Raw genomic sequence first — 20,900 nt, 5'->3', positions numbered from 1 at the left:
TGAGGCCGCTATGAAAAAAATTGCGATTATTGGAAGCAGTGGAGGCAACCTCTACAACCTGGGTGGCGCCGAGCCAGAGAAGTTACTCCAGGAAATTTATCAGCAGTGTGAGGCTGCGGGCGTGAATGTGGCCGCCGTACAGTTTATCGCGGCAGAAGCCTCGATGGACGTCGCCAAACCGGATACCCCGGCATCGGTTTATGCATTAACCACAGAAAACCAACAAAAACCACAGCGCATATTTCAGGGCAAACTTTCGGAGGTAAACACCTCGGTAGTAGAAAGCGATCGCCAAATCGCTGAGATGATCCGCCGCGGTGAGATCGATGGGATCGTGGTAATGAGCGCTGATCCGGTAAAGGCGAACCAGGCCGTTTTTGCCGCCGCCGTTGAGATGAAAACACCGATTGTCGGCACCGGGGGAACCTCCATGGCGCTGGTGGCGGCAAAGGGGGCGAATGTGGTCGCGACCTCCGGAACAACTGGCACCACCAGCCGTACCCGCGCCGTCTCCTTCGTGGCGTCGCTGTGTAAACATTGGGGTATCAAGTACAAACCACAGTTGGGTAGCGCTTCGCCCTCGCAGAGCGGTTCCGGAAAAAGCCTGCTCAAACGTTTTAACATTCGTAGCATCATGATCCCTGCGCTACCAGGCTTTATCGCCATGGCGATTGTACTCGCCCTGAGCCACATACCAGGACTGGAAAAACTTAACGATATCTTTGAAATCTTATTAAAAGGTCTGCCAGTGTTAGTCGCGGTACTGGCGGCAAAACAGATTTCCGAACTGGATGAAGTTTCAATTGTGGCCGGGGTCGTCGCTGGCGTGCTTTCCGTAGAGGGCGGACTGATCGGCGGCATTATCGGCGGTGTAATGGCGGGGATTTTCGTCCGTTGGCTGTTCGAGCTGTGCCTGAACTGGCGCTTCCCAATGACTACCGTCAACATCGTCGCCGGTGGGATATCGGGCCTTGCCGCTGGGTTAATCATGCACTATCTGCTGAGTCCGCTGGCGCTATCTGCGGGTAATTACATCAAACTAGCTATCGAAAGCACGCTGGCATTCAGCCCAATTCTTGCCGGGCTGCTGGCTGGTCTGGTTATCTGGCCTGCCATTCTCGGCGGCGTCTATCACGCGGTGATCCTGCCGTTGGTGCTGCTGGAGATGGAAAAATCCGGCGTCAGCTTCCTCGGCGCGGTCGATATGGTCGGTCTGGTGATGGTGGCCGCAGGTATTAACCTTGCCAATGTGATCGCCCCGCGTGAAAAAAGCGAAGCTGCCGTTGCTACGCCGGGCCTGCTCATTAACCTGGGTTTTGGCACCTTTGTTGAATCCGCCTATCCCTTCATGTTCGCCAACAAAATTGTTTTTGGCTCCGCCATTTTTTGGGCCGGAATGGGCGGCATGATGCTGGGCTTTTTTAACGTCAAAGGCGTGGCCTATGTTCCGGCTTTCGCCTCACCGTTCTTATCCAGCAATGCGCTCCAGATGGCCATCGTAATGATTGCCACAATGGCTATGACCTGCCTTACCACCATTATTGCTAACCGTTTCAAACCTGTCGTACAGAGCGAATCAACAACGACAGCCGTTAATTAATGCACCAACACCAGAGGTACACCATGTTTAAAGGCGATATGAATAAAAAACGCGCCAAAGCGTTACAGAAAGTGAAAGAAGCCATCACGCTTCACGGTGGGCAAACCATCCTCAGCACAGGAATAACCGGCGACGATGCGCGCCTGGCGAAAGCCGTGTGTGAGGCTGGCGTTAAGCTTCTGGAGCCGAACCACCCCGCGTTGGCGCTGGCGCGTGGACACAAAGGCGTGAGCAACATGCACGCGGCGGAGCAGATTCGTCACGAAATCACCAATAGCCAGATGGCTGAGGCCGTACACGGTGTGCGTAATGTGGTCCCGGACGATATTTTTATCACCGTTGGTATCGCCGGCGGTTTTACCGAAACCTTACCGGTGCCGCTCAGCGAAACGGAAATTCTGGAGATTGCCCGCGCTGGAGCCGACGGTTTACATACGCATAAATCCGACTGGGACGATCTGCAGGACATCGTTAATCTCGCCCATCAATATGGTCTGACCGTCGATGCCTATATTGGCCATCCTGACGATCTGCATACTTTCGGTATTCCTGCACGCACGCCGGAAGAGGTCGCCAGCGTGGCGAAGCGGATGCAGGATATCGGCGTGGATATGATTGGTCTGATGACCGGCATGAGCTATGAAGGCGTAGCGGCAGGCGATATCCCGCAGATGATTAAAGATCGCCTGCGGGCGTTGGTCGGCGCGGTGGATGTTCCGACGCTGGCGGAAGGCGGGATTAACCTCGCCAACGCGAAAGCGTTTAAAGATACCGGAGTCAATATTTTGGTGGTCGGTACGGCTATCGACAACATGGTGTGCAACGCCGCCAAAGAAGCCGTTACGCCGTTTATTGTTCATTGATATCAGGGAACGAGAGATGTTGTTAATCACCGATCTGGATGGAACATTACTCACCTCGCAGAAAACAATCAGCCCGCGCACGCGTCAGGCGCTGATTGCGTTCCGCCAGGACGGTGGTCTACTGGCGGCATGTTCCGCCAGACCGGTCTCCTCAATGGTACGCCTGCTACGCCAACAACAGGTTGATAGGTTGTTTAGCTGGTGCGCCGGTTTTAACTGCGGACACCTTCTGGAGATGGCGGGGCAGCGCATTATTCATGCTGCTCCGTTGTCCGCCACAGATCTGTGGAATATTGACCAGCATATTTCTCTTTCCCGCTATCACCACCATTTTTTTAGCGCTGAAGCAATTCACCATCGTGACGATAGACTGATTGCGCCCTGGACAACATATGAATCCCGCTTATTTGAGTTACCGCTTATAACTGCAACTACAGAAAATATCTTTAATCGTCGCGATATATATAAAATTACCCTTGTTGCCGCATCTTCGGAGATAGATACACTGTGTACAGAAGTGAATAATCACCTGCCTTATGGATATTATGCGGTCGTCACGGGAGAAAATTATATTGATATTCAAAGAACCGATGTAAATAAAGGGTGCATAATAGAACAATTAATTCATTATTTAAATATATCTTCTGACAAGGTGGTCGCGATTGGCGATCAGCAGAATGATGTCAGCATGTTTGCCGCCGCCGGAATCAGCATCGCAATGGGCAACGCGCCGGATGCAGTAAAGCGGCAGGCCGACTATGTGACTGCCACGAATGATGAGGAGGGTATCGTCCATGCGTTGGAGTGGTTGCGTTGCCTTACGCATCCAGTTACCATGCGCCAAAGGTTGACGGCGGCGAAAGATAATGAATCCAATTAAAAGACGAAAACATATTCTTGATGAATTAAACAAATTCGGTGAAGTCACCGTTATTAAATTATCGGAAATGCTCAACGTCACCTCGGAAACCATTCGTCGCGATCTCTCCTTACTGGAATCAGAAGGCAAAATCACTAAGATTCATGGGGGCGCAGTCAAAAAGCAAGTTGTCCAGGAGGATGCGTTTAGCGCAAGAATAGAGGCGCATCGCGAAGAGAAAATAGCGATTGGCAAACTTGCCGCCGAAATGGTCAGTGAACGGGATACATTGTTTATTGACTCCTGTACAACTAACCTTATTCTGGCCGAGCAATTACCGCCTCTCGCTTTTTCCGTGATTACCAATTCAGCCCTGATTGCCGATAAAATTAAAGAGCATAACCTGCAGGCCCGCGTGTATGTATTAGGCGGCGAATATGATTACCATTTTCGCGCCAACCTCGGCGTCTCGGTGTGTCAGCAGATTAACGCAATTCACGCGGATATCTGTTTTATTGGCGCTGGCGGCATTTCTCCCCAGCATGGCGTGTTGGTGAAGAGCTTTGAAGAAGCCTACGTTGCCAAAGCCATGATTGCGATGAGCAAAAAATCAGTGATTCTCGCCGACCATACCAAATTTGGTCAGGACGGTGTGATGTGCATCGCAAGCGTAAAAGAAATCGATAACATCATCACGGATAAAGGATTTACGTCAACGGGTTATACGCCACAGGATTTCGCCGGAAAGCTGCGGATTGCTGACTGAGCGCTATCCGCCCGTTGCGTATTGCCGTAGACTAAATGCATCGGCTAACTGAGGGCACCCGTATGGCACTCCCCCGCATTACCCAAAAAGAGATGACCGAGCGCGAACAGCGCGAACTGAAAACGTTGCTGGACCGCGCCCGTATTGCACACGGTCGTCCGCTGACCAATTCTGAGACCAACAGCGTAAAAAAGGAGTACATCGATAAGCTGATGGCGCTGCGTGAGGCTGAAGCGAAAAAAGCCCGCCAGTTGAAGAAGAAGCAGGCGTATAAACCCGATACGGAAGCGTCATTCTCCTGGTCGGCGAATACGCCGACGCGCGGCAGACGTTAACGTCCTTTCTTCTTTCGTCCCGGCGAGGTAAAGCGCTTACCGCTTGATGCCGGGCGCGCTTTCTCATTGCTTTTTTCGATCGCAACGACCGGTCGCTTAATACCCGTGGTCTTCGGCTTCGCTTTGGCCTTTGGTTTGGCTTCGGAAGAGGAACGCTCAATCAACTTAAACAGATCGATCAGCTCATCGTCCGTCAGATCGCGCCACTCGCCCAGCGGAATCCCGCTCAGACTGACGTTCATAATGCGCGTACGCTCCAGTTTCGTCACTTCATAACCAAAGTATTCACACATACGACGGATCTGACGGTTTAATCCCTGCACCAGGGTAATGCGAAAGACAAACGGCGCCTCTTTTTTCACCTTACATTTTTTGGTGACGGTACCCAGAATCGGCACGCCAGCGCCCATACCGCGTATAAACTCGTCGGTAATCGGTTTATCCACCGTCACCAGATACTCTTTTTCGTGATCGTTACCGGCACGCAGAATCTTATTGACCAGATCGCCGTGGTTAGTCAGAAATATCAGCCCCTGCGAGTCTTTATCCAGACGACCAATCGGGAAGATACGTTTGCTGTGGTTCACAAAATCGACAATATTGTCGCGTTCGCCGTCTTCAGTGGTACTGACAATGCCAACCGGTTTATTCAGCGCAATCAGCACTAAATCATCCGCTTCTCGCGGCTCAATCAACCGACCATTTACTTTAACAACATCCCCGGCGACCACCTGATCGCCAATGGCGGCGCGTTTGCCGTTGATAAAGACATTGCCCTGTTCGATAAAACGGTCCGCCTCGCGACGCGAACAGATGCCGCTTTCACTGATATATTTATTAAGCCGGGTAGATGTGTCGGTCAGCATATTTACTCTCTGAGAAATTTTTCTACATAAACGTTGGGAATGTGACTTACCACATCAAATCGTCAGGAACTTTAAAATCGGCATACGGATCATCTTCGTCCTGCTCTTCCTGACTCAGCGCACTGTTTACGACAATACTGTCCGCATCTCGTTGTGCGATTTTATCGGCGACGCTCGCGGGAATAATCGCATATTCACATTCACCGCTGTTATTGATAACCAGACGCGCAATCGCGAGACGCCCATTAATCAGTTGCGTCTGAGTGAGCTTATCCACGTCTATTTTTTTGATGACGTTATTATCGGTGAAGTTAAAACCAATATCGCCTTTAGATACATTGATTCTATTCATTTCAATAAGTTGCTTAACCTGAGCTTTAAACTCTTTCGCTAAAACCGCTTGTTTTTGCTGTTCACTGAGTTGTTTATCACGCTCAAGTTGCGCCTTTTTATTTTCTTCCACCGCCTCTCTGGCCTCACGAGCCTGAACGCGTGATTTTTTAGCCGTGCGCTGGACTTTGGCCATTTTTTTGCTGGTCACTAATCCCGCTTGTAGCAGTTGCTCTTGTAAGGTCAGTTTTGCCATTTTCGTCTCTAAACGTGTTAAATAATTTTGCGGATTATACCTGTAATTTTTCAGGCGATACCAGATAGCAGATCTGGCCTGGCGTCACTTTTAGCGACCGCGCGTTGCCTGTAACACGCGTAACATCATGAGCCATATCAGTAAGACATTAAATGGATAATGGTAGCATTATTACGTTTTGACATTTCCTGATGAGGTGGAGAAGTAATGGAACTGCTTTTATTAAGTAACTCGACGCTGCCGGGTAAAGCCTGGCTGGAACACGCTCTGCCGCTGATAGCGAATCAATTGAACGGTCGACGTTCAGCCGTGTTTATTCCGTTTGCCGGCGTCACGCAAACATGGGACGAGTACACGGATAAAACCGCAGAGGTACTTGCGCCATTAGGGATAAACGTCACAGGGATTCATCGTGTCGCCGATCCGCTTGCGGCGATTGAGAAAGCGGAAATCATTATTGTCGGCGGCGGAAATACCTTCCAGCTACTGAAAGAATCGCGTGAACGCGGGCTGCTGGCGCCGATGGCGGACAGGGTAAAACGCGGCGCGCTGTATATCGGCTGGAGCGCGGGCGCCAACCTTGCCTGCCCGACTATCCGCACGACCAACGATATGCCGATCGTCGATCCAAACGGTTTCGACGCGCTGGATCTGTTCCCGCTGCAAATTAATCCTCACTTCACTAACGCCTTGCCGGAAGGTCATAAGGGCGAGACCCGCGAGCAGCGTATTCGCGAACTGCTGGTGGTCGCGCCGGAACTGACAGTGATTGGTTTGCCGGAAGGTAACTGGATTCAGGTGAGCAACGGCCAGGCGGTTCTCGGCGGCCCGAATACCACCTGGGTGTTTAAAGCGGGCGAAGAGGCCGTGGCGCTGGAAGCGGGTCATCGCTTTTAATCCCAGGCCACATTGAATGCCGAATGGCGGGCCTACGCGCATGTTCTCCGTAGGCCGGAAGACGTTTACGCCGCCACCCGGCATTTCACTTAATACTCGCCCCGTTCCTCGTCCTGATCCGGTTGTTCCAGTACGCTATAGGCGACCGAACAGAACAGTGAGTTAAGACGCTTCATATCGCCCAGCAGCCCTAAATGAAGCGAGCTGGTTTCAATGCTTTGCACGTTCTGCTGGTGCAGGCGGTCGACATGCGCATGTGAGTATCGGCGATTAAGTATACGGAAGCGATGTTTACTGCGGCGCAACCGACGGGCGCTGGTGACATCGCCGGAGAAAAAGACCGACATCGCCAGTTGCAGATTACTGAGCAGTTGATCGTAAAGCGCATCCAGCTCTTTCAATCCTTCTTCTGAAAATGCCCGACGCGCCGCCAGCGACTTGTCGGCAATCTCACTGCCCATTCGCTCGATAATATCCGACGCCTGTTCGAGGTTCAGGGCCATCTCAATAATCTCCGCCCACCGGCGGGACTCCTCCGCCGCCAGCTCGTCTTTTGGCATTCGCGCCAGATAAAGCTTAATCGCGGTGTAGAGCACGTTAACGTCATCCGCCAGCTTGCGCAGCGCTTTCTCTTCACGCGGCTCGCCGTGCATGACCTTTTTTAGCCCTTCCATCATCTGTTCCATCGCATCGCCAATGCGCAGCACCTCACGGGCAGCATTAGCCAGCGCCAGCGTTGGCGTATCCAGCGCGCTGACATCCAGATGTTTCGGCTTCAGATGGGTATCCAGTTCAGGCTCATCACGAATAATCCGTTTACAAAAACGCGCCATCAGCTCGGCAAATGGCACCATCGCCAGGCAGCGCACCAGGTTATAGAAAACGTGGAAATAGATCACCAGCTCTGATTTCGGTAGCGATAGCTCATCCATCAGATTCGCCAGCGGATGGACAAACGGCAGGATGACCAGGCTGCCGATCAATTTGAACAATAGGCTGCCGAGCGCTACGCGACGCGCGGCAGCATTGGCGGCGCTGTTGTTGAGCATCGCCAACAGGCCCGATCCCAGATTGGCGCCGATGACCAGGCACAACGCCACCGGGAACGATATAATCCCCGCCGCCGTCAGGGTCGCCGTCAGCAACACCGCCGCCAGGCTGGAATAACTGATAATAGCGAACATCGCGCCAATCAGCGCATCCAGCATAATGTCGCCCGTCAGCGACGCGAAAATGACCTGCACGCCATTAGCCTGAGTGATCGGCGTCACTGCCTGCACAATCAGCTCCAGCGCCAGTAGAATCAGGCCAAGCCCGATACCGACGCGACCCAGCTGCCCGGCGCGGGACTGCTTACGTCCCAAAAAGAAAATCACGCCAATAAAAATCAGCAGCGGCGACAGCCACGACAAGTCAAAGGTGAGAATACGCGCCATTAGCGCAGTACCCACATCGGCGCCCAGCACGATCACCAGCGCGGGCGTCAGAGCGACAAGATCCTGGGCGACAAACGACGTTACCAATAAAGTGGTGGCGTTACTGCTTTGTACCAGCGCGGTAACACCGATACCCGCACAAAAGGCGAGCGGTTTCTTTTCCACGCTGCGGCTGAGGACAGTGCGTAGACGCGCGCCAAACACGCGCATTACGCCAGTACGAACGATATGTGTTCCCCATACCAACAGCGCAACGGCAGAAAGTAGATGGAGCAAAGTTAACACGGCGTCAGGTTCTCCTTATCGTTATACGTTTTCCTGAAGCTCACTTGCGATAAATTGCCTGATGGCGCACAGCGTTAAGGCCTGCTGGCGTTGCACGCCACCGGGCTTACCATACGTAATACGGTATGCTGGATAAGGCGTTTACGCCGCCATCCGGCAAATTCAGCGTAGAGCCTTCCTTCAGTATAAGGGTTTAATTGTAAGAAAGAGACAAGGCACCCAATGAGTGCCTTGTATGTTGTAAGGAAAAGTGACGATTTTATGAATCAGTCCGCATCGTAACCCAGGTTCGGCGCCAGCCACCGCTCAACATCCTCAATGCTCATTCCTTTACGGAAAGCATAATCTGTCACCTGATCGCGTTGGATCTGCGCTACCGCGAAGTATTTGCTCTCAGGATGGCTGAAGTACCAGCCGGAGACCGACGCGCCAGGCCACATGGCGAAAGATTCGGTGAGCTTCATCCCGGTGTGTTTTTCGACATCCAGTAGCTGCCAGATAGTGCCTTTTTCGGTATGTTCCGGGCAGGCAGGATAACCCGGCGCCGGGCGAATCCCCTGGTAGTTTTCGCGGATTAATTCGTCGTTACTCAGGCTCTCGTTCGGCGCATATCCCCAGTAAACCTTACGTACACGCTCATGCAGATATTCCGCGAACGCTTCCGCCAGACGGTCGGCAATCGCTTTCACCATGATCTTGTTATAGTCGTCGTGTTGCGCTTCGAAGGCGTCCGCCAGCGCATCCTCCTCCAGACCGCCGGTGACTGCAAACGCACCGATGTAATCCGCTTTGCCGCTCAGTTTCGGCGCGACAAAATCCGCCAGACAGTAGTTGGCAAAACCGACTTTCTCGGTCTGCTGGCGCAGGTGGTGGCTGACCGTCAGAACATGAGTACGGGTTTCGTCGCGATAGATTTCGATGCCATCGCCGATGCGGTTCGCCGGGAACAGGCCCACCACGCCACGCGGATTCAACAGTTTCTCGGCGCTCAGTTTATCCAGCATATCATTGGCGTCTTTAAACAAACGCTGCGCCTCTTCACCCACCACTTCATCTTCAAGGATACGCGGATACTTCCCGGCCAGCGACCAGGTCATAAAGAACGGCGTCCAGTCGATGTAGTTGCGCAGAGTTTCGATGCTGGCTTCCACCTCCTGCACGCCCAGACGGTGGGCTACCGGCGGGGTGTAGCGTTCCCAATCGAATGCCAGATCGTTATCGCGCGCCGCTTCCAGCGTGACCGGCGGCGTGCGCGGTTTTTTGCGGGCGTGCTGAATACGCACGGTTTCGTACTCTTTGCGGGTACGGGCGACAAAGTCATCACGCTGGGTGTCGGAGAGTAGCGCCGCCACCACGCCCACGGTACGCGAAGCATTCTGCACGTAGACCGTCGGACCGCTGTAGTTCTGCTCGATTTTCACCGCCGTATGCGCTTTCGAAGTGGTTGCGCCGCCGATCAGTAGCGGGATAGTAAAGCCCTGACGCTCCATCTCTTTCGCCACGTTGACCATTTCGTCCAGCGACGGGGTGATAAGCCCGGAAAGACCAATCAGATCGGCATTCACTTCACGCGCCGTTCTGAGGATTTTCTCCGCTGGCACCATCACGCCGAGATCGACGATTTCGTAGTTGTTGCATTGCAGCACCACGCCGACAATGTTCTTGCCAATGTCGTGCACATCGCCCTTCACGGTGGCGATGACCATCTTGCCGTTGCTGGAGCCTTTTTCTTTGCTGGCTTCAATAAACGGCTCCAGGTAAGCCACCGCTTGTTTCATCACGCGAGCGGATTTCACCACCTGCGGCAGGAACATTTTCCCTTCGCCGAACAGGTCGCCGACCACGTTCATGCCGTCCATCAGCGGGCCTTCAATCACCTCAATCGGGCGGGAGGCCTGCTGGCGGGCTTCTTCGGTATCCTGTTCGATAAATTCGGTAATGCCTTTCACCAGCGAGTATTCGAGACGCTTTTTCACGTCCCAGCTACGCCATTCCGCCTGCTGGGCGTTGGCAGCTTCGTCGGTTTTGCTGCCGCGGTATTTCTCGGCCAGTTCCAGCAAACGCTCGGTGCCGTCATCGCGACGGTTAAGAATGACATCTTCAACCGCATCGCGCAGTTCGGCAGGCAGGTCGTCATAAATCGCCAGTTGCCCGGCGTTGACGATGCCCATGTCCATGCCATTGCGGATGGCGTAGTAGAGGAATACCGCGTGGATAGCCTCACGTACCGGGTCGTTGCCGCGGAACGAGAAGGACACGTTAGACACGCCGCCGGAGATCAGCGCATGCGGCAGCTCGCGTTTGATGTCCTCACAGGCGCCGATAAAGTCCTGCGCGTAGTTGTTGTGCTCTTCAATACCGGTGGCGACGGCAAAGATATTCGGGTCGAAAATGATGTCTTCCGGCGGGAAGCCCACCTCTTCGGTGAGAATTTTGTAGGCTCGGCGGCAAATTTCGATTTTACGCTCGCGGGTATCGGCCTGCCCCTGCTCATCAAAAGCCATCACCACCACTGCGGCGCCATAGCGACGTAGCAACTTCGCATGATGGATAAAGGCTTCCACGCCCTCTTTCATCGAAATAGAGTTGACGATGCCTTTACCCTGAATGCACTTCAGCCCTTTTTCGATAACCTCCCATTTGGAGGAGTCAATCATGATTGGTACACGGGCAATGTCCGGCTCACCGGCAATCAGGCTGAGGAAACGCACCATCGCCGCTTCGGCGTCGAGCATCCCCTCATCCATATTGATATCAATAATCTGCGCGCCGCTTTCTACCTGCTGACGGGCGACATCCAGCGCTTCGCTGTATTTCTCTTCTTTGATCAGCCGTTTAAATTTGGCCGAGCCGGTGACGTTAGTACGTTCGCCGACGTTCACAAACAGGCTATCGTCACCAATGTTCAGCGGCTCCAGGCCGGAAAGGCGGCAGGCCACCGGGATATCCGGCAGCTGGCGCGGCGACAAACCGGCAACGGCGCGGCTCATGGCGGCGATATGCTCCGGCGTAGTGCCACAGCAGCCGCCAACGATATTCAGGAAGCCCGCTTCCGCCCATTCGCGAATCTGTTTCGCCATGGTGTCGGCGTCGAGGTCATACTCGCCGAAAGCGTTCGGCAGGCCGGCGTTCGGGTGCGCGGTGACGTAGCATTCGGCAATCCGCGACAGTTCCTGAACGTACTGGCGCAGTTCATCTGGCCCCAGCGCGCAGTTAAGGCCAAAAGTGAGCGCCTCGGCGTGGCGCAGCGAGTTATAAAAGGCTTCGGTCGTCTGGCCGGAAAGCGTACGGCCAGAGGCGTCGGTGATGGTGCCGGAAATCATGATCGGCAGATCAACGCCCAGCGCTTCAAACTCTTCTTTCACCGCAAACACCGCCGCTTTCGCATTCAGGGTGTCAAAGACGGTTTCAATCAGGATCAGGTCCGCCCCGCCTTCCACCAGCGCTTTGGTGGATTCACGGTAGGCCGCCACCAGCTGATCGAAGGTGATATTACGAAATGCCGGGTCGTTGACGTCCGGCGAAATGGAGGCCGTGCGGTTAGTTGGACCAAGCACGCCCGCAACAAAACGTGGTTTTTCTGGTGTTCGCGCCGTCCATTCATCGGCGCAGGCGCGCGCCAGTTTGGCCGCCGCATAGTTGATTTCCGCCGACAGGGATTCCATCCGGTAATCCGCCATCGCAATGGTTGTCGAGTTAAAGGTGTTGGTTTCGATGATATCCGCGCCAGCCTCAAAGTAGGCGTTGTGGATAGCGGCGATCACCTCCGGCTTGCTGAGTACCAGCAGGTCATTGTTGCCTTTCAGGTCGCAGGGCCAGTCGGCAAAGCGCTCCCCGCGGAAATCTTCTTCATGTAGACGATAGCTCTGGATCATGGTGCCCATACCGCCGTCCAGCACCAGAATACGTTCATTTAACTGCGCACGCAGTTGTTCAACTTTGCTGCTCACACTCGCTCCCGACAACGCTCCACGTAACGAGCCATACTGGCACAAAGCGTGCTGGCGGAAAAGAGAACAACGGGCAACATGAGACATGTTCAGCTTGCCACCCACTTCTGTCGCTTTGCCGGATGGCGGCGCAAGCGCCTTATCCAGCCTACAAATTACTTTGGCAGCTCCCAAAGCGTAAGCCTGATAAGCGAAGCGCCATCGGGCATCCTGTGATGTCACTCATCCGATCAGTTCAGGAACTCTTGCATTATAATTGAATAAAACGAAAATGATTTCCACGATACAGAAAAAGGAGTCTGCCATGGTTGCCCCTGTTCCCGCGAAACGCGGGAGAAAACCTGCCGCTACCACTGCACCCGTAACCGGGCAGGTTCAGTCTTTAACTCGCGGTCTGAAGCTACTGGAGTGGATTGCCGAGTCCAACGGCAGCGTCGCGCTGACCGAACTGGCGCAACAGGCGGGTTTGCCTAATTCCACGACTCACCGTCTACTCACCACCATGCAGCAACAGGGTTTTGTCCGCCAGGTTGGTGAGCTGGGCCACTGGGCCGTAGGCGCACACGCGTTTATCGTCGGTAGCAGCTTCTTACAGAGCCGTAATCTGCTGGCGATTGTCCATCCGATTTTGCGCAAGCTGATGGAGGACTCCGGCGAAACGGTAAACCTTGCCGTACTCGACCAGAGCGACCATCAGGCCATTATTATCGATCAGGTGCAGTGTACGCAGCTGATGCGTATGTCCGCGCCGATCGGCGGCAAGCTGCCCATGCACGCCTCTGGCGCGGGCAAGGCGTTTTTATCACAGCTCAGTGAGGAACAGGTTACCAGTCTGCTGCACCGCAAGGGGTTGCACGCTTATACCCATGCGACGCTGGTGTCGCCGCTGCATCTGAAAGATGACCTCGCCCAAACACGCAAGCGCGGCTATTCCTTTGACGACGAAGAACATGCGCTCGGTCTGCGCTGCGTGGCCTCGTGTATTTATGACGAACACCGCGAACCGTTTGCGGCCCTCTCTATTTCCGGCCCCTGCTCACGCATTACCGACGATCGCGTCACCGAACTTGGCGCCATGGTGATTAAAGCGGCGAAAGAGGTGACGCTGGCCTATGGTGGAACTCGCTGAAATGAGCAGCCTGAAATTATACTGGCAGGAGAAGTACCCACAGGCCTTCTGTTGGTCTTTCGGTGATTCGCCGGCGCTGGCCGACGAGCTGGCGGCGCTAGTGGTCGCCGGTAAAAAGCGTGGCACCTGTAGCTCGCTGGTTAGCTATCAGAAAGAGCAGCCCCCTGTCACGCCCGGGTCATATCACATTGTGCTCAACGGCACAGGCGACGCCGTGTGCGTCATACGCACGCTGGCGCTCAGGCTGATCCGTTTTAACGAGATGAGCGCCGATCTCGCCGCACTGGAAGGCGAAGGCGATCTTAGCCTGGCGTACTGGCAAGCGGCACACCGGGCCTTTTTTGAGCGCGAGGGTAATTGGTCGCCGGAGATGGAACTGGTTTACGAAGAGTTCGCCGTACTTGAGATCGCGCCGTAACGCACGCTAAAGCGCTGGCGACGTCGATAGGCATACACATCTTCTACATGCCCTTCTTTAATACGCGTCTGTAGCGCGCGCCAGTAATCGGCGCGAAACAGGTCGGCATGCATCTCTTCAAACAATGGCCCGATACGCGGATCGGCACACAGCCAGTGGCGAAACTCCTCCGGGAAAACATCACCCGGCGAGACGCTATACCAGGGTTCGCTGGCCAGTTCGTCTTCCGGATAACGCGCTGGCGGAATATCGCGGAAATTCACTTCCGTCATGTAGCAAATTTCATCGTAGTCATAGAACACCACGCGACCATGACGGGTAACGCCAAAGTTTTTAAACAACATATCGCCGGGGAAAATATTAGCGGCGGCAAGCTGGCGAATCGCATTACCATATTCTTCTATCGCATCGCGCAACTGCTGGCCTTCTACCTGTTCCAGCCAGATATTGAGTGGCACCATGCGACGTTCAATATAGAGATGGCGAATGACGATATGTTCCCCAAGATCGGTAATCTTCTCTGGCGCTTCTTGTCGTAACAGCGCCATCAGCGCCGGATCGATTTGCCGTTTATCCAGTACGAAATTCTCAAACTCCTGGGTATCCGCCATACGACCGACGCGATCATGCTCTTTTACCAGTTGATAACAGGCACGCACATGGGCGGCAGACATCTCTTTCTGCGGGGCGAATTTGTCTTTAATGATTTTAAATACCCGGTCGAAACCTGGCAGGGTAAACACCAGCATCACCATGCCGCGGATACCAGGCGCCTCAATGAATTTCTCATCGCTTTCAGCCAGATAACATAAATATTCGCGGTAGCTTTCGGTTTTCGCATGTTTCTGGCAGCCAATCGCCATATACAGTTCGGCAGTGGTTTTACCCGGCAGGATTTCACGCAACCACTCAACCAGCGCGGCAGGCAGCGGCGCATACACCATAAAATAAGAGCGGGCAAAACCAAACACAATGCTCGCTTCTGCCGTGGTGGTCAGGCAGGTATCGACAAACAGTTCCCCCTCATCAGTACGATGAATCGGCAATAAAAACGGCAGCGTACCGTCAGGTGTGGTTAATTTACCTACCAGCCAGGCCGCTTTATTACGGTAAAACAACTCATTCGCCACCTGGACATGGCAGCGAGGTAGCGCGTCCTCGCCCAGTGTTTCAGTCAGGTGCGCGATAATATAGCGGATATCCCGGCTTTTATTCTGCCAGGGCAGACGCAGCGGTAAGTCACTGAGTATGCGCATCAACAGCGGCTCCCAACCGTGATCGGGAAAGAAGTCTTTGGCCAGCGGGCGCGGGATAGTACGGAAGCGACGCTCCGGTTGCGAACTGAAAATAAACAACCGCTCGGGTGTTAACGAGCGGTGGTCAAATAACCGGCAATAAACGGAGTTGAAAAAGCTCTCCGCAATCTCGAAGCGCGGGTAATCCGGCAACAGCCGGGTGTAATGCTCTTTAACGCGTAAAAGGAAATCCGCGTCGGTACTTTTGCCATCGGTAATACAGCGCAGTTGCTCCACCACCAGACCCACATGATGATCATAGAGGTGGATACGGCTTTTCATCGCCTGCTGGACGGCGTGCCAGTCGGCCTGTTCAAAACGCTGCTGCGCGCCGGAAGTCACTTCCAGAAATCGACCATACTGCGCGTCAAAGCCTTGCAGGATGGTTTGAGCAATCAGTAATTCCAGGCCACGCGGCATTTTTTCCCCTCATCCGGCACCACGTCCTGCCGGATGGCGCGTTCGCTTATCCGGCCTACGCTATCTGTAGGCCCGGTAAGCGCAGCGCCACCGGGCATCAATCAAAACTGCGATTCTTCGGTGGAACCCGTTAACGCGGTAACGGATGACGCGCCACCCTGAATAATGGTGGTGACTTTGTCGAAGTAACCAGTGCCCACTTCCTGCTGGTGGGAAACAAAGGTGTAGCCGTCTTTCGCCGCGGCGAACTCGGGTTGTTGAACCTTCTCAACATAGTGTTTCATGCCCTCGCCCTGAGCGTATGCATGCGCCAGGTCAAACATGTTGAACCACATGCTGTGAATACCCGCCAGGGTAATAAACTGGTATTTGTAACCCATGTCCGACAACTGCTGCTGGAAGCTGGCAATGGTCTTGTCGTCCAGATTCTTCTGCCAGTTGAAGGATGGCGAACAGTTATAGGCCAGCAGTTTGCCCGGATACTTCGCGTGGATAGCATCGGCAAAACGACGCGCCAGTTCGAGATCCGGCGTAGAGGTTTCGCACCATACCAGATCGGCATACGGGGCATACGCCAGACCGCGGCTGATCGCCTGCTCAATGCCCGCATGGGTGCGGTAAAAACCTTCGCTGGTGCGTTCGCCGGTAATAAAACCGCTGTCATAGGGATCGCAGTCGGAGGTGATCAGATCTGCCGCATCCGCATCGGTACGCGCAATCACCAGCGTCGGGACGCCCATCACATCAGCGGCCAGACGCGCAGCAACCAGTTTCTGAATCGCCTCCTGCGTGGGGACCAGCACCTTGCCGCCCATATGGCCGCATTTCTTCACCGACGCCAGCTGATCTTCGAAGTGAACGGCCGCTGCACCGGCTTCAATCATCGATTTCATCAGTTCGAAGGCATTCAGAACGCCGCCAAAACCGGCTTCCGCATCAGCAACGATCGGCAGGAAGTAATCCACATAGCGCGGATCGTTGGGTTCAATACCGGATGCCCACTGGATCTGATCTGCACGACGGAAAGTGTTGTTGATCCGATCCACTACCGCCGGAACAGAGTTTGCCGGGTACAACGATTGATCCGGATACATACTTGATGCCAGGTTCGCGTCCGCCGCCACCTGCCAGCCTGAAAGATAAATCGCCTCAATACCAGCTTTCGCCTGCTGCAACGCCTGACCGCCGGTCAGCGCGCCAAGGCTGTTGATATAGCCTTTTTTCGCTTCACCGTGCAACAGCCGCCACATTTTCGCGGCGCCGAGCTGCGCCAGCGTGCATTCCGGGTTAACCGAGCCGCGTAATTTCACCACCTCCTCCGCGCTGTACGGGCGGGTGATGCCTTCCCAGCGCGGTTGTGTCCACTCTTTCTGTAATTCTTCGATTTGTTGAGTACGGGTTTTCATGTGCAGATGCTCCATATTGTTATGTGGTGAATTAAGCCAGTAAGCGATAGCCCGGCAGGGTGAGGAAGTCGATTAAGTCATCTGAGGTGGTGATTTGCTCCATCAGACGTGCGGCATCGTCGAAGCGCCCGCTGCTGTAGCGGTGCTCGCCCAGTTCGTCCTGGATTACCCGCATCTCTTCCGCCAACATTTCGCGGAAAAGCGCTTTCGTTACGGGTTTTCCATTGCTCAGTGTTTTCTCATGGTGAATCCACTGCCAGATAGAGGTTCGTGAGATTTCCGCCGTCGCGGCATCCTCCATCAGACCGTAAATCGGTACACAGCCATTGCCGGAGATCCACGCTTCAATGTACTGCACTGCCACGCGAATATTGGCGCGCATTCCCGCTTCTGTGCGTTCGCCTTCACATGGCTCCAGTAACTGTTCAGCGGTAATCGGCGCATCTTCATCACGGGTAATGAACAGCTGATTTTTGTGCTCGCCCAGTACCTCGTTAAAGACGGCCATTGCGGTATCCGCCAACCCGGGATGCGCAATCCACGTGCCGTCGTGGCCGTTGTTCGCTTCCAGCGCTTTATCCGCTTTCACTTTGGCAAGGACCTGATTGTTGCGTTCAACGTCTTTGCTCGGGATAAACGCCGCCATACCGCCCATCGCGAACGCGCCGCGCTTGTGACAGGTTTTGATCAGCAGGCGCGAGTAGGCGCTCAGAAACGGTTTGTCCATCGTTACCACCTGTCTGTCCGGCAAGACGCGATCCGGGTGATTTTTCAACGTTTTGATATAGCTGAAAATATAATCCCAGCGACCACAGTTGAGACCGACGATATGATCACGCAGCGCATGAAGAATCTCATCCATCTGGAAAACAGCCGGCAGCGTTTCAATCAACAGGGTCGCTTTGATCGTACCGCGCGGCAGATTAAAGCGGTCTTCGGCGTAGCTGAAAACTTCACTCCACCAGGCTGCCTCCTGCCAGGCTTGCGTTTTCGGCAGGTAAAAATACGGGCCGCTACCTTTAGCGAGCAGCGCTCTATAGTTGTGGAAAAAGTACAGAGCAAAATCAAACAGGCTGCCGGGAATGGCTTCCCCCCGCCAGGTAACATGTTTTTCTGGCAGATGTAGACCACGTACACGACAAATCAATACGGCCGGATCGGGCTTGAGCTGATAGATTTTTCCGGCTTCGTTGGTATAGCTAATGGTGCCGTTCACCGCATCACGCAGGTTGATTTGACCATCAATAACTTTATTCCAGTCCGGCGCCAGCGAGTCTTCAAAATCCGCCATAAACACTTTCACATTTGCGTTCAGGGCATTAATCACCATTTTACGTTCAACCGGCCCGGTAATTTCTACTCGGCGATCCTGTAAATCCGCCGGAATACCACGAATCTGCCAATTACTTTCTCTAATGGAAGTGGTTTCCGAAATAAAATCAGGCAACTTACCGTTATCAATATCCTGCTGTTGCTGGATACGTGCAGCCAGGAGTTTATTGCGTTTTGGCGTAAAACGGGTGACTAACTCCGTCAAAAACTCGACTGCCTCAGCGGTCAGGACTTGCTTTTCCAGCTCGCCTTGCGGCCTGGTAAAGGTTAATTCATCAGTTGTGGTTGCCTGTGGATTCATCATGCAGCTCCTCGTTGTTGATCCAGATACATCCCCAATGCGAACGAAGGATCACTGTGCGCTTTTCGTTCAACACAACTAAGACTACTCAATTAAATTTCAAAATCAAAAACAATTTCCATTTTTAATTTAATTATGCATTAACCTATTGATAACAATATAAATTAAATTTAATTACATGATGAGGTGCGTTTCGGAAATAAAAAAGGCACCCGAAGGTGCCTGATTCAACATGCTGAAACGCTTTAGGATCGTCAGAAGCAGAAGATTAATCCAGGGTTGGATTCATGTGACGCAGATCATATGGCGTAATCTGGTAGACATAATAGTTGAGCCAGTTAGTAAACAGTAAATTACCGTGGCTGCGCCAGGTTGCGCGCGGTATGTTTTGCGGATCGTTTTTTGGGAAATAGTTGTACGGAACCTCCGGATTTAACCCGGCCTCAACGTCACGAAAATATTCACCCGCTAACGTATGAGCGTCATATTCAGGATGACCGGTGACAAACGCAATACGTTTATCTTTGCTGGCAAACAGGTACGCATCCCCTTCTTCTGTTTCGGCCAGAATTTCAAGATCCGTATAATCCCGTATTAGCGCCGCCGGGAAATCGGCATAGCGTGAGTGTGGCGCCAGAAACGAATCATCAAAACCACGCGTTAACAGAGCATGTGGATGAAGGATGTGATGTTCATAGACGCCGGAAAGTTTATCTGTACGGGTCTGCTTAGGGATACCATACAGAATATTGAGTGCGGCCTGAACGGCCCAACAGACAAATAGCGTCGAAGTAACGTGATCTTTCGCCCATTCCAGCACCTGCCTAATCTGCGGCCAGTAAGCCACGTCATTAAACTCCACCAGACCCAGCGGCGCTCCGGTCACGATAAGCCCATCAAAGTTCTGATCGCAGATATCGTCGAAGTTACAGTAAAAGTTGTTCAGATGCTCGGCTGGCGTGTTCCTCGACTCGCGGGCATCTATCCGCAGTAGTTGAATATCGACCTGCAATGGCGAGTTCGATAGCAAACGCAGAAACTGATTTTCCGTTTCAATCTTCTTCGGCATCAGGTTAAGGATAAGTACCTTTAGCGGGCGAATTTCCTGACCTGATGCGCGAGAAGTCGTCATGACGAAGACATTCTCCTCACGTAAAAAATTGACGGCGGGTAGCTCGTCCAGCACGCGAATCGGCATAACCTGATAACCTCACGACATACGTTTAAACGTTTAGACATCCAGATAGCTGAAGATACTCAGAAATCAGGCGAATGTCGAGTCTGCAAGTTCAAGGTGAGAAAGTTTCACGACAGCATTTGCATTAGAATAGAAGTAAGCAAAAAAGGAGTGAAGATGATGATTAACATTCGCCGTTCAAGGCATGAGGAAGGGGAAAAACTGATTGCGATCTGGCGTCGCTCAGTCGATGCCACGCACGATTTTCTGTCAAACGCTTATCGGGCCGAACTGGAAGAGCTGGTGAGCGATTTTCTGCCAGAAGCGCCACTATGGGTTGCCGTGACCGATCAGGATGAGCCGGTAGGATTTATGCTGCTTACCGGTGAACATATGGATGCGCTGTTTGTCGATCCGGACGTGCGTGGTCAGGGTATCGGTAAAAGATTAGTTGAACATGCGTTAACACTGGCGCCGGGGTTGACAACCAATGTTAACGAGCAAAATACACAAGCTGTTGGATTTTATAAGAAAATGGGATTTAAGGTGACAGGACGTTCGGAGGTTGACGATCTTGGGAAACCGTATCCATTGTTGAATTTAATTTATCCGTGAGTAGTGGTGCTGCCTGATAAGTGCATACAGGCCGGATAAGGCGAAACTGCCATCCGGCGGTGCCGGTTGCCTGATGGCGCTGCGCTTATCAGGCCTACATTTTTACAGTTACCACACACGCAAAGAAGCCCGTCCAGACGGACGGGCTTCTTCACTTGTCTGATGCCTGGCAGTTTATGGCGGGCGTCCTGCCCGCCACCCTACGGGCCGTTGCTGCGCAACGAGTGCTCACCGACAGACCACAGATAAAACAAAAGGCCCTGTCTTCCGACAGGGCCCTTCGTTTTATTTGATGCCTGGCAGTTCCCTACTCTCGCATGGGGAGACCCCACACTACCATCGGCGCTACGGCGTTTCACTTCTG

The 20,900-nt window shown here is 53.3% G+C and carries 18 protein-coding genes; 9 read left to right on the top strand and 9 right to left on the bottom strand.

The genetic code is table 11. The features are described from left to right. Window positions 1-10 precede the first annotated feature (10 nt). The 5 genes from ACLJNW_RS13790 (at window position 11) to ACLJNW_RS13770 (ending at window position 4,423) form a co-directional block, all read left to right on the top strand. A complete protein-coding gene (locus ACLJNW_RS13790; protein WP_000716849.1) occupies window positions 11-1,600 on the top strand; it encodes a PTS sugar transporter in 1,590 nt (529 codons plus the stop codon). 23 nt (window positions 1,601-1,623) lie between these two features. Beyond that, on the top strand, window positions 1,624-2,463 hold the full coding sequence (locus ACLJNW_RS13785) for a hypothetical protein (protein WP_000472332.1): 840 nt from the start codon (window positions 1,624-1,626) through the stop codon (window positions 2,461-2,463). A gap of 16 nt (window positions 2,464-2,479) precedes the next feature. Beyond that, entirely contained in the window at window positions 2,480-3,343 is an 864-nt protein-coding gene (locus ACLJNW_RS13780) for a Cof-type HAD-IIB family hydrolase (RefSeq protein WP_023204795.1), read from the top strand. Continuing rightward, on the top strand, window positions 3,330-4,088 hold the full coding sequence (locus tag ACLJNW_RS13775; RefSeq protein WP_001068171.1) for a DeoR/GlpR family DNA-binding transcription regulator: 759 nt from the start codon (window positions 3,330-3,332) through the stop codon (window positions 4,086-4,088). The genes ACLJNW_RS13780 and ACLJNW_RS13775 overlap by 14 nt, the downstream gene beginning before the upstream one ends. Before the next feature lie 62 nt (window positions 4,089-4,150). After that, window positions 4,151-4,423 carry a DUF3811 domain-containing protein gene (locus ACLJNW_RS13770; protein WP_001207628.1) on the top strand — a complete coding sequence of 91 codons (273 nt, stop codon included), beginning with the start codon at window positions 4,151-4,153 and terminating at the stop codon, window positions 4,421-4,423. Here ACLJNW_RS13770 and rluF read toward each other — a convergent pair. The 3 genes from rluF to ACLJNW_RS13755 are packed head-to-tail and all read right to left on the bottom strand — an operon-like array spanning window position 4,420 to window position 6,011. Beyond that, window positions 4,420-5,289 (bottom strand): 23S rRNA pseudouridine(2604) synthase RluF, encoded by an 870-nt coding sequence (gene rluF, locus ACLJNW_RS13765; protein ID WP_000954618.1) that lies wholly within the window; start codon window positions 5,287-5,289, stop codon window positions 4,420-4,422. The two genes, ACLJNW_RS13770 and rluF, sit on opposite strands and share 4 nt — an antisense overlap. A 46-nt stretch (window positions 5,290-5,335) precedes the next feature. Next, window positions 5,336-5,875, bottom strand: coding sequence for a DUF2058 domain-containing protein (locus ACLJNW_RS13760; protein WP_001096724.1), 540 nt, complete (start codon window positions 5,873-5,875; stop codon window positions 5,336-5,338). Window positions 5,876-5,909: 34 nt separating this feature from the next. After that, the gene (locus ACLJNW_RS13755) at window positions 5,910-6,011 is read right to left on the bottom strand and encodes a hypothetical protein (protein ID WP_031608259.1); all 102 of its coding nucleotides are present in this window, start codon (window positions 6,009-6,011) and stop codon (window positions 5,910-5,912) included. A 71-nt stretch (window positions 6,012-6,082) separates the two neighbouring features. On the opposite strand from ACLJNW_RS13755, the gene pepE reads away from it, so the two are divergent. Then, entirely contained in the window at window positions 6,083-6,772 is a 690-nt protein-coding gene (gene pepE / locus ACLJNW_RS13750; protein ID WP_000421776.1) for a dipeptidase PepE, read from the top strand. Window positions 6,773-6,861: 89 nt separating this feature from the next. Here pepE and ACLJNW_RS13745 read toward each other — a convergent pair whose 3' ends face one another. Both ACLJNW_RS13745 and metH read right to left on the bottom strand, forming a co-directional pair. Continuing rightward, window positions 6,862-8,493 carry a Na/Pi cotransporter family protein gene (locus ACLJNW_RS13745; protein ID WP_000956811.1) on the bottom strand — a complete coding sequence of 544 codons (1,632 nt, stop codon included), beginning with the start codon at window positions 8,491-8,493 and terminating at the stop codon, window positions 6,862-6,864. A 266-nt stretch (window positions 8,494-8,759) separates the two neighbouring features. After that, window positions 8,760-12,443, bottom strand: a complete 3,684-nt coding sequence (gene metH / locus ACLJNW_RS13740; protein ID WP_023204794.1) for a methionine synthase — start codon at window positions 12,441-12,443, stop codon at window positions 8,760-8,762. A 304-nt stretch (window positions 12,444-12,747) separates the two neighbouring features. On the opposite strand from metH, the gene iclR reads away from it, so the two are divergent. Beyond that, a complete protein-coding gene (gene iclR, locus ACLJNW_RS13735) occupies window positions 12,748-13,572 on the top strand; it encodes a glyoxylate bypass operon transcriptional repressor IclR (protein ID WP_000226434.1) in 825 nt (274 codons plus the stop codon). 10 nt (window positions 13,573-13,582) lie between these two features. After that, window positions 13,583-13,990, top strand: a complete 408-nt coding sequence (locus tag ACLJNW_RS13730; RefSeq protein WP_010989091.1) for an ASCH domain-containing protein — start codon at window positions 13,583-13,585, stop codon at window positions 13,988-13,990. Here the strand turns inward: ACLJNW_RS13730 and aceK are convergent. The 4 genes from aceK to metA all read right to left on the bottom strand — a co-directional run bounded on the left by aceK (window position 13,954) and on the right by metA (window position 19,942). After that, window positions 13,954-15,705 carry a bifunctional isocitrate dehydrogenase kinase/phosphatase gene (aceK, locus tag ACLJNW_RS13725; protein ID WP_001137266.1) on the bottom strand — a complete coding sequence of 584 codons (1,752 nt, stop codon included), beginning with the start codon at window positions 15,703-15,705 and terminating at the stop codon, window positions 13,954-13,956. The two genes, ACLJNW_RS13730 and aceK, sit on opposite strands and share 37 nt — an antisense overlap. A 101-nt stretch (window positions 15,706-15,806) precedes the next feature. Further along, complete coding sequence (gene aceA, locus ACLJNW_RS13720; RefSeq protein WP_000857882.1) at window positions 15,807-17,111, bottom strand: isocitrate lyase; 1,305 nt, start codon at window positions 17,109-17,111, stop codon at window positions 15,807-15,809. A 31-nt stretch (window positions 17,112-17,142) separates the two neighbouring features. Next, entirely contained in the window at window positions 17,143-18,744 is a 1,602-nt protein-coding gene (gene aceB / locus ACLJNW_RS13715; RefSeq protein ID WP_023204793.1) for a malate synthase A, read from the bottom strand. Between the two features lie 268 nt (window positions 18,745-19,012). Then, on the bottom strand, window positions 19,013-19,942 hold the full coding sequence (metA, locus tag ACLJNW_RS13710; RefSeq protein ID WP_001122767.1) for a homoserine O-succinyltransferase MetA: 930 nt from the start codon (window positions 19,940-19,942) through the stop codon (window positions 19,013-19,015). A gap of 156 nt (window positions 19,943-20,098) precedes the next feature. On the opposite strand from metA, the gene ACLJNW_RS13705 reads away from it, so the two are divergent. Further along, window positions 20,099-20,536, top strand: a complete 438-nt coding sequence (locus tag ACLJNW_RS13705; RefSeq protein WP_000973248.1) for an acetyltransferase — start codon at window positions 20,099-20,101, stop codon at window positions 20,534-20,536. Window positions 20,537-20,900 lie beyond the last annotated feature (364 nt).

Origin of the sequence: Salmonella sp. SAL4457, from assembly GCF_046548235.1 — a bacterium.
Lineage (GTDB): Bacteria > Pseudomonadota > Gammaproteobacteria > Enterobacterales > Enterobacteriaceae > Salmonella > Salmonella enterica.
The sequence above is the reverse complement of the archived record's forward strand: the minus strand, read 5'-3'. Positions and strand labels throughout refer to the sequence as shown.